This window comes from Niallia sp. FSL W8-1348, from assembly GCF_038006745.1.
Taxonomy (GTDB): domain Bacteria; phylum Bacillota; class Bacilli; order Bacillales; family Cytobacillaceae; genus Niallia; species Niallia alba.
The window spans coordinates 2,654,948-2,669,503 of sequence record NZ_JBBOVV010000001.1 but is presented as its reverse complement, the minus strand read 5'-3'; the positions used below and the strand labels follow the sequence as shown (position 1 = coordinate 2,669,503).

Annotated in this window: 15 protein-coding genes, 1 pseudogene and 1 riboswitch; of the genes and pseudogenes, 2 read left to right on the top strand and 14 right to left on the bottom strand. The window is 36.1% G+C overall.

The window, feature by feature from the left end:
• Positions 1-154 precede the first annotated feature (154 nt).
• Positions 155-481 carry a MerR family transcriptional regulator gene (locus NST60_RS12755; protein ID WP_016202571.1) on the bottom strand — a complete coding sequence of 109 codons (327 nt, stop codon included), beginning with the start codon at positions 479-481 and terminating at the stop codon, positions 155-157.
• Positions 482-731: 250 nt separating this feature from the next.
• Between NST60_RS12755 and NST60_RS12750 the strand changes: the two genes are divergently transcribed.
• A complete protein-coding gene (locus tag NST60_RS12750) occupies positions 732-869 on the top strand; it encodes a hypothetical protein (protein ID WP_016202572.1) in 138 nt (45 codons plus the stop codon).
• A 317-nt stretch (positions 870-1,186) separates the two neighbouring features.
• Here NST60_RS12750 and NST60_RS12745 read toward each other — a convergent pair whose 3' ends face one another.
• From NST60_RS12745 to NST60_RS12690, 12 genes and pseudogenes are all read right to left on the bottom strand, one after another.
• On the bottom strand, positions 1,187-2,173 hold the full coding sequence (locus tag NST60_RS12745) for a DUF2705 family protein (protein WP_101729902.1): 987 nt from the start codon (positions 2,171-2,173) through the stop codon (positions 1,187-1,189).
• Positions 2,170-3,107 (bottom strand): annotated as a pseudogene (locus NST60_RS12740) (ABC transporter ATP-binding protein). The gene NST60_RS12745 and the pseudogene NST60_RS12740 overlap by 4 nt, the downstream one beginning before the upstream one ends.
• A gap of 189 nt (positions 3,108-3,296) precedes the next feature.
• Complete coding sequence (gene ald, locus NST60_RS12735; protein WP_224428012.1) at positions 3,297-4,433, bottom strand: alanine dehydrogenase; 1,137 nt, start codon at positions 4,431-4,433, stop codon at positions 3,297-3,299.
• Between the two features lie 157 nt (positions 4,434-4,590).
• Positions 4,591-5,832 carry a PucR family transcriptional regulator gene (locus NST60_RS12730; RefSeq protein WP_224428013.1) on the bottom strand — a complete coding sequence of 414 codons (1,242 nt, stop codon included), beginning with the start codon at positions 5,830-5,832 and terminating at the stop codon, positions 4,591-4,593.
• Positions 5,833-5,945: 113 nt separating this feature from the next.
• The gene (locus NST60_RS12725; RefSeq protein ID WP_016202577.1) at positions 5,946-6,143 is read right to left on the bottom strand and encodes a hypothetical protein; all 198 of its coding nucleotides are present in this window, start codon (positions 6,141-6,143) and stop codon (positions 5,946-5,948) included.
• 293 nt (positions 6,144-6,436) lie between these two features.
• Positions 6,437-7,120, bottom strand: coding sequence for an ABC transporter ATP-binding protein (locus NST60_RS12720; RefSeq protein WP_341098885.1), 684 nt, complete (start codon positions 7,118-7,120; stop codon positions 6,437-6,439).
• Positions 7,121-7,122: 2 nt separating this feature from the next.
• Positions 7,123-7,494, bottom strand: coding sequence for a GntR family transcriptional regulator (locus NST60_RS12715; RefSeq protein WP_101729909.1), 372 nt, complete (start codon positions 7,492-7,494; stop codon positions 7,123-7,125).
• A gap of 641 nt (positions 7,495-8,135) precedes the next feature.
• Positions 8,136-8,837 (bottom strand): chitin disaccharide deacetylase, encoded by a 702-nt coding sequence (chbG, locus tag NST60_RS12710; RefSeq protein WP_341098883.1) that lies wholly within the window; start codon positions 8,835-8,837, stop codon positions 8,136-8,138.
• A 57-nt stretch (positions 8,838-8,894) separates the two neighbouring features.
• Complete coding sequence (locus NST60_RS12705) at positions 8,895-10,232, bottom strand: 6-phospho-beta-glucosidase (protein WP_341098881.1); 1,338 nt, start codon at positions 10,230-10,232, stop codon at positions 8,895-8,897.
• Complete coding sequence (locus tag NST60_RS12700; protein ID WP_169189416.1) at positions 10,229-10,573, bottom strand: PTS lactose/cellobiose transporter subunit IIA; 345 nt, start codon at positions 10,571-10,573, stop codon at positions 10,229-10,231. The genes NST60_RS12705 and NST60_RS12700 overlap by 4 nt, the downstream gene beginning before the upstream one ends.
• Before the next feature lie 19 nt (positions 10,574-10,592).
• On the bottom strand, positions 10,593-11,951 hold the full coding sequence (locus tag NST60_RS12695; RefSeq protein ID WP_016202584.1) for a PTS sugar transporter subunit IIC: 1,359 nt from the start codon (positions 11,949-11,951) through the stop codon (positions 10,593-10,595).
• Between the two features lie 3 nt (positions 11,952-11,954).
• Entirely contained in the window at positions 11,955-12,263 is a 309-nt protein-coding gene (locus NST60_RS12690) for a PTS sugar transporter subunit IIB (protein WP_101729913.1), read from the bottom strand.
• 269 nt (positions 12,264-12,532) lie between these two features.
• Here NST60_RS12690 and NST60_RS12685 point away from each other — a divergent pair, with 269 nt between their 5' ends.
• Positions 12,533-13,258 carry a GntR family transcriptional regulator gene (locus NST60_RS12685; protein ID WP_016202586.1) on the top strand — a complete coding sequence of 242 codons (726 nt, stop codon included), beginning with the start codon at positions 12,533-12,535 and terminating at the stop codon, positions 13,256-13,258.
• A gap of 445 nt (positions 13,259-13,703) precedes the next feature.
• Here NST60_RS12685 and thiW read toward each other — a convergent pair whose 3' ends face one another.
• Entirely contained in the window at positions 13,704-14,201 is a 498-nt protein-coding gene (gene thiW / locus NST60_RS12680) for an energy coupling factor transporter S component ThiW (RefSeq protein ID WP_016202587.1), read from the bottom strand.
• A 167-nt stretch (positions 14,202-14,368) separates the two neighbouring features.
• Positions 14,369-14,477: riboswitch (TPP riboswitch) on the bottom strand.
• Positions 14,478-14,556: the final 79 nt, after the last annotated feature.

Sequence of the window (14,556 nt, the reverse complement as noted above, 5' to 3'; positions counted from 1 at the left end):
ATATGAAATATGGGTAGTTTATCAATATTTGAGCAAAAAATAAAATAGACGGAATTTTTTATGAGGGATATTGGAAAAAGAAAAAAATTATTTCCAAAATAAAAAGTCCATTATGCATTCAATGGACTTAACGAAAAGACATATAATTGTTTTATTAATCGTTTTGAATTCCAAATCTCGCGTTGATTTGGCCTCGGAGCATTTGTTTTTTTATTTTGCGTTCTTCTTCTTCCTTATTCTTCTTCATAATCTCTTGTCTGATTTCATGTGTACGAACGCCTTCTTCTCGTTTATTAGCAATCTCAATGAGTCTTTCTACATCAGAAAATGAATATTTGCGATTTCCTCTTTCTGGTCTTTCCGGAAAGATTAGTTTTCGTTGTTCATAATATCGAATTTGTCTTTCCGTTAAACCAGTTAGTTCACTTACAACACCAATGGTTATTACCTTTCTTTTCTTATAGGATGGCTCATGATCCATTACATCTCACCTCATGAAGTTAAATAGTATTCTCATTTGTTTTAATTATAATACTTTTCAGATAAAACAGAACGTCTTTTGTTATATTTTCTAACATAAAAATCAAAAAATAGGTAAGATTTCCTTACAGTTTTAATGATTTTTTATTTATTTTCCGTTAAAATGCTAAATGTATAAACCATTCCTTGTAGTTCTCATCAAGGAATAGGTATTACGTATTATTTATGTAAATGGAGAGGAGCCTTCTTACATGATAACCAAAGAAGCAGTCGATTTAGCTAAAAAGATCGTGGAACTGGATCTTTTGAGAGACGAGATTTGGGAGCACCTTGCAGAAGTTGCCGGTGAACATGCCCATGAACTTCTTCGAATTGTTCAAAATAACTAAACAATACTGTATACCCTTTACAATTCATGTTCTTTATATATGGTAATGCCCAGTCAATAAGTGATTATGGCATTACCCACTTTTATTTGAAATTATTTCATCGTACATTCGCATTAAAATGTCCCCATGCACCTCAACAAGCCCTTCTTAGGTAATATTTTTTTATCTTCATTGTCAATAATTCTAACATCATTCTATAAGAATCTAGCAATTACCGCAAGTGATATCTAAATTTTTTTAATACTCTAACAAAAATAGACCATCTGCCAGGTTTCCCATATAAAACAGGAACTGATAGATGGTCATTATTTTATTTATTAAATACTTACATCCTTCTTCTGGAAGAACCAAAAGGTGATCGTCATAAATAGAGCATAATAGACAAACAAGATACCTAAGGACATCGGCATCGTTACTGTATTCATTATTTTATCCTGCATTAAGAATATCGTTTGATCCAAATGAGGAAATACCAATAATTTTAGCCAAGCATAATCTGTAGCTAGCATCTGAATAACCTGGCCAATTGTAGAGGAAACGAATAATACAAATACCCCAACTCCAACGGCTATCGCTTGGTTTTTAAACAATGTCGACAGCATAAAGGCTAAGCTTACAACAAGCAATAATCCAGGCAAGTAATAAAGAAGCATTTTAAAGAATAAAGCTGCGCCAACTTCAATAATTTGACCACTAACTCCATTAATAAGTACTTTATCTCCCATACTTCCTACACCAAAAAACGCTATGCTTATTAAATAACCAAAACCAACTAATAAGATAATTAATATGGCAGTATAAATTAAAACAGCAATATATTTCGATAGAAGAATCGCCCATCGCTTATGTGGTCTAATTAGCAATTGCTTGATTGTTCCATCAGAGAATTCAGAAGAAACACTTCCAGCACAAACGATTACTGCAAATAAAGTAATTAATGATTTCATCCCGATAACCATTCCATTCATGTTTGACCAAGAAGTGGTATAAGGACTAACATCATTTTCTAAATTAGTTTTATAATCTTGAATGTTCATTTCAATCGATTCTTTTGTATCTTCCCAATCAAAATCTTCTTCACTGTTCATTAATTCTTCTTCTGTCTTCGCTGTAGGCAGCTTCTTTTCCAATTTTGTTATTTCTGACTGGACAGACGCACGCCAGTCATCCCCTTTATATTGCGGAGTCATTTTCATCTCTAGAATACTTCCGCCAATAAGGGCAAGTATTAGTATAATAGGGAAAATCCAGCTGTTTTTCTTTTCCCAAATCTTTATTAGTTCATTTTGTACTAACCCAATCATTTTGTTTCCTCCTCTCTCTTCTGATTGGTTATTTCTAAGAAACGATCTTCTAATGTAGCTTTTACAACATAAATGCCATATACAGCAACATCATTTTCAACAAAAAGTTTATTGACAAGAGGAATGGTTTCTTTAGCTAGCTTTACCACCAATTCTCTCTCTTTTATCGATATTTCCTCTACCTTAATGTCACTATTACGAAGGATATCCACAGCTTTTTCTGGTGACTCTAATTCAAACGTCACTTCTCTTACACTTACTTCTTCTTCTTCAGAAACCGTCTCGTCCATTTTCGAAATATGAATTAATTTTCCTTTTTCAATAATTGCAAACCGATGGCACATTAATTGCATCTCTGATAAAAGATGGGAGGAAACTAAAACAGAAATCCCTTGGCTAGCTAACAAATGTAAATAATCTCTAAATTCACGAATTCCTTGAGGATCTAAGCCATTTGTTGGTTCATCTAAAATCAGAAGAGTGGGATTATGTAATAACGCCTGAGCAACCCCAAGACGCTGTCTCATACCAAGTGAATACGTTTTTACTTTTTGATGGATAGCATTTTCCAATCCTACTAGTTTAATAACTTCATTAAAGCGTTCTTCTGTAATAGGTTCCTTTGCCATACGAGCATAATGCTTTAGATTCTTATATCCACTCATATATTTATAAAACTCAGGATTTTCTACAATAGCCCCTAAGCTGCTCATCGCTTTTGAAAAATCGTTATCCACATATCTATCACAACTTTTCCGTTTGTTCTATTTATTAGATTAACAATCATGCGGATAATGGTTGTTTTCCCCGCTCCGTTAGGTCCTAACAACCCGAATATCTCGCCTTTTTCCACAGAAAAACTAACATTATCAACAATATTTCTTCCTTTGATTCTCTTAGTGAGATTTGTAACTTCTAATGCATTTAAGCTCATTTTATTCTCCCTTCATATGATTGCTTTAAAGTAGTACCGCTCACCCACAAGATGTATTAATTCCCTTTTCTTTTACTAATACGTTTTTCCCTGGGAAAAGTTTCAATTATATTTAAAAATACAAAAAACCGTTCTTCCTTGATTTATTCAAGAGGAACGGTTGTGGATATGCTTATAGAATATTTATGTTCAAACTGTGGTTGTTGATAAATTATTGATAAGTTCTTGGACTGGCTTGTAGTCGTAGCCTAGATCTTTTGCCACGGGAGCATATGTGATTTTTCCTGCGAAAGTATTGACTCCTTGTTTAATGGCGTAATTACTTTCAATAGCAGCCACTGCTCCTTGATTTGCAATCTGCAGTGCATATGGCATTGTTACATTTGTTAATGCAATAGTAGACGTTCGCGGCACAGCACCAGGCATATTCGCTACAGCATAATGTACAACTCCATGCTTAACGTAGGTAGGATTATCATGGGTCGTAATATGATCAACTGTTTCAAAAATTCCTCCTTGATCAATCGCCACATCGACGATAACAGAACCTGGAGCCATTTTCTTTACCATGTCTTCTGTTACTAATTTAGGAGCTTTTGCACCTGGAATTAGCACAGCCCCAATTACTAAGTCTGCATTTATAACCGCTTCTTCAATATTCGCCGGGTTAGAAATAACAGTGCTTAGGCTTGCACCAAATTGATTGTCTAATTCTCTTAATCTTTCAGGATTTAAATCTAATAACGTTACATTTGCCCCTAACCCAATTGCGATTTTCGCTGCATTGGCACCAACAATGCCACCGCCAATAATCGTTACATTGCCTTTCTTCACGCCAGGAACACCAGCTAATAAGATTCCTTTGCCACCATGCGGTTTTTCTAAAAATTGTGCACCAATTTGGACAGCCATTCTTCCAGCAACCTCACTCATTGGTGTCAATAATGGTAATTTCCCATTTACTTCAATCGTTTCATAGGCTATTCCAATTACACCGTTTTCTGTCAAAGCCTTTGCTAGTTCTTGCTCTGCCGCTAAATGTAAATACGTAAATAGGATGAGTCCTTTGCGGAAGTATTGGTATTCAGAAGCTAGTGGTTCTTTTACTTTTATAATCATTTCTGCTGTATTCCATACTTGAGCTGCGGATTCGATAATCTTCGCACCTGCTACCACATATTCTTCATCTGTAAAACCACTGCCGACTCCTGCGTTTTGTTCCACTAACACTTCGTGGCCGCCACTTTTTAAATAAGAAACACCGGAAGGAGTAATTGCGACCCTATTTTCATTGTTTTTAATTTCCTTTGGGATACCAATAATCATGAGAATTCCCCCTTGTTATAAATTCTAACATTAACTGTTAGATATCTTATTATTATAATAGGACGAATTCTGAAAATTATCTTTGTTAAAATTAATGAAACAAAAACTGTTCATTTGTGAAAAGACACAAATAGAAAAAGAGGAAGGGTTGGGGATACTACTCCTTCTGCCAATACATTAATTTTAAATCTAAATAAATCATAAACTTTTGACTAGGCACTGATAAATCAACTTCCATAATTTCGATCATCCGTTTTAAACGATAAGCAAGCGTATTAGGATGAATATGCAATCGTGCAGCTGTTTTTTGCATACTTTCACCTTCATCTAAATAAATCTCAAGAGTTGCCAATAACTCCGTATTATGTGTTTGATCATATTCTTTTAGATTCCGTATAGCAACATTCTCCGATCCATCCTGCCTTCTTTTTTCCAATAGAATATCTAGAAACTGATAAATACCTAATTCTTGATAATGAAAAAACGTACCTGCTTCCTGGGGAAATCTCTCTCGAACCTCCAGAACAGTTCTAGCTTCTCTAAAGCTTTTTGGTACATCGCCATACTGTTTGTAGATTCCACCAAATGAGCCTTTAACCTGTTTAATAGAAAACCTTTCTTCTAGGTTTTGCTGAAAATTACTAATGAATTTTTTAAAACAAGCAATGGAGTTCCGGCTATCCCCTAGAGGAGATGCCAATATAACTAATTCATTATCATCAATTGTCGAGAAAGAAATTTTTACGTCTTGTGATACTTTCAATAAATAGAGAATATGTTTTTCTATTTCCTTTGTAATCATTTTAGAAAAAGGAAAAATCATCACCGTAAAGGAACCTAAAGAAGAAATGCCGATTTCTTTTAGCTTCTCATCTACATCTGCCTTTGTCACATAACCTGTTAACATTCTCCAAAAGAATTCTTGGTTATCCTGTAAAGTAGGGGTTTTATTTGTAGCAAAGCGTGCTAAAAGATGACGCGCTACAGTTGCCGCATTTTCTAAAAGCCCCATTTTCTCTTCTGTAATAGTAGTACCCAATTCAATTGCCCAAATGTATCCAATTACCTCTTCACCTCTCCAAATCGAAACTGCCACGCGATTTCCTAGCCCAATTTCTTTCTTCTCTTTAATCCGAATTGGCTTTTTACTTTGAAGAAGCTGAGGAATTACTCCATCCTTCCATAAACGATTAATCACTTTCTCTGGAACCCTGCGACTAATGATGGTAGAAATTCTTACCATATCCGTTTCTTCGTCATGACTGCTGTACACTAATACACGATGATGGGGGTCCTCCAATGTAATGGGACATCCTAATAGTTCACTAACATGATCTGCAAAGCTTTCAAGGGAATCATACATATCCCTTCTAAACGGATTGCGCGGCTCACTTGTCATCCATCTACTCCTCTCCAAAACGCTATTTATAATCGTTCACAACTTGTATCTCTTTTTATTTTATCGCGTTTGGAAAGCTTTCAACAATAAGAATCTTAGAAAAAATACAAGAACTATTTTTTCTTTTCCTTTATCGCCTGGGAACCAATTAATCCTATAATTAGCAAAATAATGGATGCAAGACTATAATCCTTAAAGAATGTTGTAAACGGAATGTCTAAAAACATAAACATCAATGTTAATAATCTACCGACCATTAATAACAACCCAATGACAAGAAGCCAATTAAATACTTTTTCGAAAAATACCATCTAAAATTCTCCTTTATAAACTAATTTCCTTTAAAGTAAAACTTTCCTCCATTGGGTTTTCCCTCATCTCCAACTTCGAGTTAATTGAACCATTCTAACCTTTACGGACAGTTGGTCTCCCACCTATCTTCCTCGAATTCTCATAAGCTTACGGCCGGAGTCTTACTGTCCGTTAAGATGGGATAAATATTACTTCATTTTGACAGCTACCTTTTTTAAAGTTACTCGATTCATCCAAAGCACCATCAGAATTAGCAAAATTGTTCCTATAAAGGAGAGTACTACCGGAAATTCTACTCCGTTAAAAAAGAAGCCCCCTTTTCCAGTAGAAGATCGATTGGCTCCTTTATAATTACTTCACCATTTTGAAGAATCACCACTTCTTCAAATAAATAATCCATTTCGGATACTAAATGCGTCGAAAGAATAATCGTCCGAGGAAATCGTTCGTAATCCGCCAGTACTTCTTTATAGAACTTTTCCCTTGTTGGAGCATCCATGCCGTTATACGCCTCATCAAAAATGGTAATTTTCGATCTACTAGCTAATCCTAAAGTGACATTGAGGGCAGATTGCATTCCCTTAGATAATTTTGATACATAATTATCTAAGGGCAAGTTAAATAATTTCACTAAATCCAATGCATATTGGCGATCGAAATTAGGGCGATATCTTTCTACCGTTTCGATTAATCCTTTCACCTTTTCTGTTTCTGCACTATAATCTGTTTCGTAAACAAAGCTTACCTCCGACATAATCGCAGCATTTTCGAACGAATCTCGGTTTGCAATTTTTATAGATCCAGCTGTTGGCTGAGTAAAAGACGCTAGCAAAGATAATAAAGTAGACTTCCCAGACCCATTTCTGCCAATAAGTCCGTATATTTTATTCTCTTCTAGATGCAAACTAATATCTTTTAACGCTTGATATTTTCCAAATTTCACAGAAATTTGATTAAGTTTTATATCAAAGCCCATTTTTATTCACTTCCTTTTAATTGATTTATCATATTTGAAATGTCTTCCTCGGAGATACCTAATTTTTTTGCCTCTTGGATCATGGGAAGTAAATATTGATCAAGAAATTGCTCTTTTCTCTGCGTTAATAGTTTTTCTTTTGCCCCCTCTGCCACAAACATCCCTACACCTCTTTTTTTATAAATAATCCCATTCTCGACAAGCAGATTGATTCCTTTAGAAATCGTTAAATGATTAATTTTATAAAAGTTAACAAGCTGTGTAGTCGAAGGAATTTGCTCATTTTCCTTTAACTGGTCTTTAACAATTTGATCTTCTATTAGCTCCTTTATTTGCAAAAAGATTGGCTTGCTGTCATTAAATGATGTGTTCAATGCAGGATTACCGCCTTTCTAACTTTACTGTTATATGGTTATATAGTTATGTATATAACCATATATGATTTATTTTATTCAGTCAATAGGCGATTTCTATATTTGTTGAAGTGGATTAATTTTATGAGGGAATGGGACACCTTATCAAAATACAAAAAAGAGGCTGGACATAAGTATTCCAGCCAAGGTTGAATCCAAACTATTATATGAAGATGCTTATCAAGTTTCGTATAATAACTCGGGTTTTTTATTAATTTTAACAAAGAAGGTTTGTGGTAATCACCCGCAGACTGAATACACTTCGCTTTCCATGGGGCGAGCGCCAAGCCTCCTCGTCACTGCGTTCCTGCGGGGTCTTGGACTTTCTCGCAACTCCCATAGGAGTCTACGTGTATTCAGTCTGCTCTATTTTTCCTAATAATTAATTTTTTTGAAAAAATAAGAAACTAAATAACCTCTAAAAACGAAGTGGAATGGAGCGGAGGACACTCGACTCCTGCGGGAAATAGAGAAGCTTTAGACCCCACAGTGCAACGATGAGGCTCAGCTTCCTCCCCGTAGAACGCGTGCGTCTGTCTATAGCGCAATTGTTCGTCTTTATCCATTATATATTTTGTTTTGTGCCAAACTCCTTGTTGTTACTATATATTCTGTTTAACAAACTTTGCTTCCATTAAAATTTTTGTTTCCTTTATTCTTTGCATAGTATAAGAAGATTCCTGCTTCAACGTTTCATCTAAATAAGCAGGATGGGTCATTACTTCTATACTTTTCCCATCCTCCACTCGTTCACGCAATCTTTCAAAATAGCTTTCTACAACGCCATCATCATAGAAATCGTCGAGAAAGATGTCTGTTAATGTTTGAATATCGGTAAAATGAGCACCTGCATTTCTTACAGGTAACCTGTATTTATCAGAAAGCTTTTTTATGACGGGATAGAACTCCTTTATTCCATGTACATGATGATGACTATCTAAATGGGACGGTGTAAGGTCTGCATCTAGGCATTTTTCAATTTGCGCCGTCCATTCTCTTTCTAAGTCATCTAAAATTATAGAAAATGGATTGCTATAAACAACTATCTGTTTTTTAAATTTCCCTGTTTCATCAACAAGACTTGGGACATCGTCTAACAGCGGCTTTCCCCATGTTAATACAAGATGGACACCTACCTTTAAAGACGGTGTATCTTTTGCTAACGAAATGGCATGCTTTGTTGCCTTTGCATTCATCATCATGGTTGCGGAAGTAACAATCCCCTTGAGATGGGTATCGATAATTCCATAGTTGACTCCTCGACTTAGACCGAAATCATCTGCATTAATAATCACTTTTGTCATGGATTCGTCTCCTTTTAAAGCTTTACAGCCATGTTTTACTGCTACATAGCAAGCTTATTATATACGAACACTTTCTTTTTTCGCAAAAAACTGTGGGACATATGCTTTATGGGCCTCTAGCATTTCATCTAGAATTAGCTTTGCAACTCGATCACTTGGTACAAGTGGATTAATAGTCATAGCAAGTAAGGCTTTTTCATAATCCCCAGAAATAGCTGCTTCAATAGCCACTCTTTCAAACGATTTAATTTGCGCTACTAGCCCCTGTACTGCTACTGGAAGTTCGCCAACAGCTATTGGCTTCGGTCCGTCTTTCGTAATGATACAACTTATTTCCACTGCAGATTCATACGGAAGTCCTGTTATAGCTCCATGATTCACTGTGTTGACTGCCTGAATATCACATTTGTCCATATACATGGAGCGGATCAAACGTACAGCAGCATCACTATAGTAAGCGCCTCCACGTTTTTCTAACTGAGGAGGTTTTATAGCCAATTCTGGGTCCTTATATAATTCAAATAATCCCTCTTCTAATTTTTGCACAACTTCAGCTCGAGTTTCCCCTTTTTCTGCTTCCTTTAGTTCCTGTGCAAGCACATCGCCTGTTTTATAATAATAATTGTGGTAAGGGCAAGGAAATAAATTTAATCCTCTTAAAAATGCAGGCTCCCATCCCATAGCATGAATATTTTGCATCGTAATTGCTTTATTAGGATCTGTTATTAATTCAATGACCTCACGCTTCACACTTTTGCCGTCCACATAAACATCAAGCCCATAAACCATATGATTCAATCCAGCGAAATCTATTCTTACTCTTGCAGGGTCAACACTCAATAAATCTGCAACACCACGTTCCATTCCAATCGGCACATTACATAGACCAACTACTTTTGAAATGTTGCTGTAGCGAAGTACTGCTTCTGTTACCATCCCAGCAGGATTAGTAAAATTGATTAACCATGCATTGGGACACAATGCTTCCATTTCTTTTGCTATTTCCAAAATAACGGGAATCGTACGAAAAGCTTTAAATAGTCCACCAGGTCCATTTGTCTCTTGGCCAATAACGCCATGCTTCAATGGAATTTTTTCATCAAGTGCTCTTGCAGCGAGCTGTCCTACACGTAATTGTGTTGTCACAAAGTCAGCGTCCACCAGTGCCTTTTTCCGATCTAATGTTAGAAAAATATCGATGGGAACTCCCGCCTTCGCTACCATTCTACGCGCTAACTCTCCGACTATTTCTAACTTTTCTTTCCCTTCTTCAATATCAAAAAGCCATATTTCCTTTACAGGCAGTTCTTCATGATACTTAATGAAACCCTCAATTAGTTCAGGCGTGTAGCTTGAGCCACCACCTATTGTTACTATTTTTAAGCCCTGACTCATTCTGCCATCCCCTCTCTTGGTGTCCCTTGCAAAAATTCTTCACGCAATTCAATGATTTCAAGAGCAAGTTCCTTTAATGTTATTGCTGTCATTAAGTGATCTTGTGCATGAATAAGAATAACTGGAATTGTAAATTTGTCCCCGCCCGCCTCAAGATGGAGTAATTTTGTCTGAATTTTATGAGCCTCTGATAGTTCTGTATCCGACTCTGTTATCTTCTTTTTGGCAGCATGAAAATCCTTTTTTTTCGCGTCTTGGATTGCTTCCATCGCAAAGCTTCTCGCATTTCCACTATGTAAAATCAGCTGAAAAGAGAGCTGGTATAATTCTTCCGTATTCACCTTATTTTCCTACTTTCTTTTAGACACTTACAGAATCGGAATCTTTTGTAAGCTCTGTTTTATTTTTCGAATCAATTTTGACTTGAGCATAAACAAACGGTAGATAGATAACTGTTGATATGATTAAGTTTAAGGCTGCTAAGCCAGCTCCTAAAAAACTTCCTCCTGTTGCTAAGTAACCGCCGACTATCGGTGGTGTTACCCAAGGAATTTTAGCGGTTATCGGTGGAACGATGCCGTAATAGACTGCAAGATAAGAAATAATCGTTGTAATAACAGGTCCAATTACAAACGGAATAAACCAAATTGGATTTAAAACAATTGGCAAACCAAAAAGGATAGGTTCATTGATTTGGAAAATACCTGGCGCTCCGCCAAGACCAATCATTTGTTTATATCGTTTCCTTCCTGCAATAATCATCGCGATAATTAGCCCTAAGGTTGCCCCTGACCCTCCCAAATACACAAAAGCATCTAGAAATGATCCAGCAAGAATATGATATTCTCCCAATGCCTGAACTCCAGCTTGAGCTAAATCAATATTTTCAGCTCCTGTTTTTTCAAATAACGGTGTCGTAATTCCACCTAATACATTGGGTCCATGTAGACCAACCATCCAGAACAAGTGCACCAATAAAACTATTAATATTGCAAATGGAAGAGAGTCAACAGCACTTGTTAATGGAGACACAATAACCGTATTTAACCAATCATTTAAAACCTTTCCATCTGTTATCATTCTAAAAACTACTCCAAATAGCCCTACTAGAAAAATAGTCCCCATACCTGGCACTAATTTTGCAAACGACTTAGCAACAGCAGGAGGCACTCCATCGGGCATTTTTATTACTAACGCTTTGATTTTCGCTAATCGCAGGAATATTTCTGTAGCTACCAATGCTACGATAATGGCTGTAAAAAGGGCTGTTGCATTAAAATAGTTAACGGATACTAATCCCCAGACTCCACCTGCAACCGTTTCAGACGCCGCTTCATCTATAGGTAAGGTCACATTTGCTGTTTGGGGCAATAATAAGAAAAAACACGCTGCGGAAATAAGCATTGCTTCAAAACCTTCATCACCATATGATCTAGCTAATTTATAGGAAATTCCAAATACCGCAAAAACGGAAAGAAATGCAAAGGTTCCAAACCAAATATCTCCTCCCAAAGTTGACCAGTTAGGACCAAATATTGACTCCATCATTCTTCCATATGGGGGAATAATCTGGCCTAGATTATTAAATAAGACAGCAAATGATCCTACAATGGTAATAGCAATCATTCCAATTAGTGTATCCCTAATCGCAAGTAGATGCCTTTGATTACCTAACTTTAATGCAAAAGGCATTATAAATTTTTCAATAAATCCCATCATCTCTTATTCCCCCTTAATTAATGTAGTGGCTTGTGCCAGCACTTTTTCACCATTACATAGTCCGTAGTCCTGTGGATTAATGGTTGCGACCGGGATCCCCTGTTGATCGCCTGCTTTTTTCACTTGAGGCAAAAGAAAACGTACTTGTGGACCTAATAAAACGACGTCAGCGTTCTCTATCTCATTGTTCACTTCTGATGCTGCTATCGCCCAAATTTTGCAATCTATTCCTTGATTTTTTGCACTTTGTTCCATTTTTGAAACTAGTAAACTTGTAGACATTCCAGCCGAACAACATAATAGAATATTCACTAATTCATCCCCTTTAAAATGATAGATTATTCTGATTTTTAGTCATAAAACAAGAGTCACACCTTCTTACATCTTTCATACGATTCTTTTCAGGCCACCCTTCCCTAAGAGAGATTAAGAAATACTTTTACCTTACATCTATATTGTAATAACAAATTTAAAATATTTCAATATATTTTAAATTTGTTATTACAAGTTTTATTAATTGTTTGCGTATTAAGAAAAGAAAAGATATTCTATTCATAGGGACATTATGGAGGGAAACGATTGTGGAAGAAATAAACAAAGAAGCTGCATTACACTCAATTGTAAAAGAATCTATTATCAACATGATTAAAAGTGGCGAATATCAACCAAATACTAAGTTGCCAACCGAGGCTGAATTTTGTGAGACATTTGGAGTGAGTAGGACAACTATCCGTACAGCACTCCAACAGTTAACAATTGAAGGATATGTCTATAGAGTACAAGGGAAAGGTACCTTTGTGGCTGAAAATAAAGTAAAACAATCTTTAACTAGTACAGTGGAACAGTTTTCCGAACAAATTACGATGCAAGGGAAAGATCCATCCATTAAGGTATTACAACTTAAAGTCATTGAAGCCACAGACTTTCTTGCAAAACAGTTTAAACAAAATATAGGTGATCCCGTCAATTGCCTAGAACGTATGCGTTATGTAAATGATACTCCTCTTCAGTATGAGATATCCTATCTACCCTGGTACAAGGTGCCCGGACTAGACAGCGCAGCCTGTGAAAAATCTTTATATAAGATGCTTGAAACAAAATACGACATAAAGATTAGAAAAACAGTAGAGCACTTAGAATTGATTTTAGCGGATGATACGATTTCTAAAAAGCTTGAGATTCCTACTGGTTCTCCGTGCTTTTTACTAGAAACATTTGCTTATGCAGAAGATGAAACTGCCATAGAATACTCAAAGACTATTTTCCGTGGAGATAGAGCACATTTTGTCATCGAGCGGAATTACTAGTTAGGGATAACAAGTGAATATTTGTTATTACAAATATTCACTTGAGATATTAAATTGTTATTATGAAGAAGTAAGCAGGATTTTGATTTGTGCGGAGATTTGGTTGTTGATATTTTTATTTATGTTTTTCCTTTAGAGGGGGCATCCTCTTTTTGAACACCTTTTTGCTATCCTACTAAAAGGCCTTCATGCTTCTAATAAACAACCATCTTTATCCACAGAAAATCCCCTATACTGGCTTTCAATCCTTCATCATAGCTATTTTTCCACAACAAATCCACATCCCACCAAATCTCCTGCCTTATTTGAATTATTTTCCCGAAAACACTTCTAATCCACTCTATTATCCACGATTCATCCACAGAAAAACTCTACTTATCCACAAAAAGAACCAATCATCCAAAGCCAATTTACGCTAAGTCTAATCGGTTCTCTCTTTATTCTCCTAATTTTGATTTAACAGTTGAAATGACTTTATTTTTACCAATCTACTTACTAAAATTAACCCGATTATCGATCCTGCAAAACTACTGACAGCGAAGGATGGCATATAAAATAGTGCGCCTGTTTTTGTGCCTAATAGGATAGAGGCATATGGTACTGCCACTAATGAAGCGATAATGCCTGTTCCGACAAATTCCCCTAAAGCTGCAAAGATTGGTTTAGATGTTTTATGAAATAGATAGCCTGCTAGAAGTGCGCCAATCATACTCCCTGGAAATGCTAATAAAGATCCCGTTCCCAATAAGTTTCTTAATAAGGAAGTAGCAAAAGCAATGATAACTGCTGGAATCGGCCCAAGTATTACTCCTGCTATTACGTTTAATGCATGTTGGACTGGATATGCTTTGGCAATACCCGCTGGAAACCATAACAGAGTTGATCCATATGTCCCAATCGCCGTAAACATAGCCATTATAACCAATAATTTAATTCTTTTCATCGTATTTTTCCTCCACTCAAACAAATTTAAGCAAGAGACTAAGCGAACCTTATCTCAACTGACTAGTAGACAGGAAAGAATGTCAGAGGGCTATTCATACACTGACTTTTAACAAATACAAAAAAGCCAGATCTAAACAGACCTGACTGATAAAGTCAAAAAGAAATAGAGTGAATCCACTACTTCCCTACGCTGGTATAATCCAGATCAGGTCTTTAGGGTTAAAAAACGAAACGTTTTTCTCTCAGCCATCTACTGGCACCCCTAGTAGTCCATATATGCTTATGCCCTCATTTTACCCTATTTTCGTTACGGCGAAAAGAACTATTTTCTCTATAAAAATACTTCCATCAGT

What these genes read in the sequence shown, in the direction of transcription:
- NST60_RS12725 (WP_016202577.1), bottom strand. Translation starts at nt 6,143, where the DNA reads ATGGTATTTTTCGAAAAAGTATTTAATTGGCTTCTTGTCATTGGGTTG.
- NST60_RS12730 (WP_224428013.1), bottom strand. Translation starts at nt 5,832, where the DNA reads ATGACAAGTGAGCCGCGCAATCCGTTTAGAAGGGATATGTATGATTCC.
- thiW (WP_016202587.1), bottom strand. Translation starts at nt 14,201, where the DNA reads ATGAAAAGAATTAAATTATTGGTTATAATGGCTATGTTTACGGCGATT.
- NST60_RS12755 (WP_016202571.1), bottom strand. Translation starts at nt 481, where the DNA reads ATGGATCATGAGCCATCCTATAAGAAAAGAAAGGTAATAACCATTGGT.
- NST60_RS12705 (WP_341098881.1), bottom strand. Translation starts at nt 10,232, where the DNA reads ATGAGTCAGGGCTTAAAAATAGTAACAATAGGTGGTGGCTCAAGCTAC.
- NST60_RS12745 (WP_101729902.1), bottom strand. Translation starts at nt 2,173, where the DNA reads ATGATTGGGTTAGTACAAAATGAACTAATAAAGATTTGGGAAAAGAAA.
- ald (WP_224428012.1), bottom strand. Translation starts at nt 4,433, where the DNA reads ATGATTATTGGTATCCCAAAGGAAATTAAAAACAATGAAAATAGGGTC.
- NST60_RS12750 (WP_016202572.1), top strand. Translation starts at nt 732, where the DNA reads ATGATAACCAAAGAAGCAGTCGATTTAGCTAAAAAGATCGTGGAACTG.
- NST60_RS12695 (WP_016202584.1), bottom strand. Translation starts at nt 11,951, where the DNA reads ATGATGGGATTTATTGAAAAATTTATAATGCCTTTTGCATTAAAGTTA.
- chbG (WP_341098883.1), bottom strand. Translation starts at nt 8,837, where the DNA reads ATGACAAAAGTGATTATTAATGCAGATGATTTCGGTCTAAGTCGAGGA.
- NST60_RS12720 (WP_341098885.1), bottom strand. Translation starts at nt 7,120, where the DNA reads ATGGGCTTTGATATAAAACTTAATCAAATTTCTGTGAAATTTGGAAAA.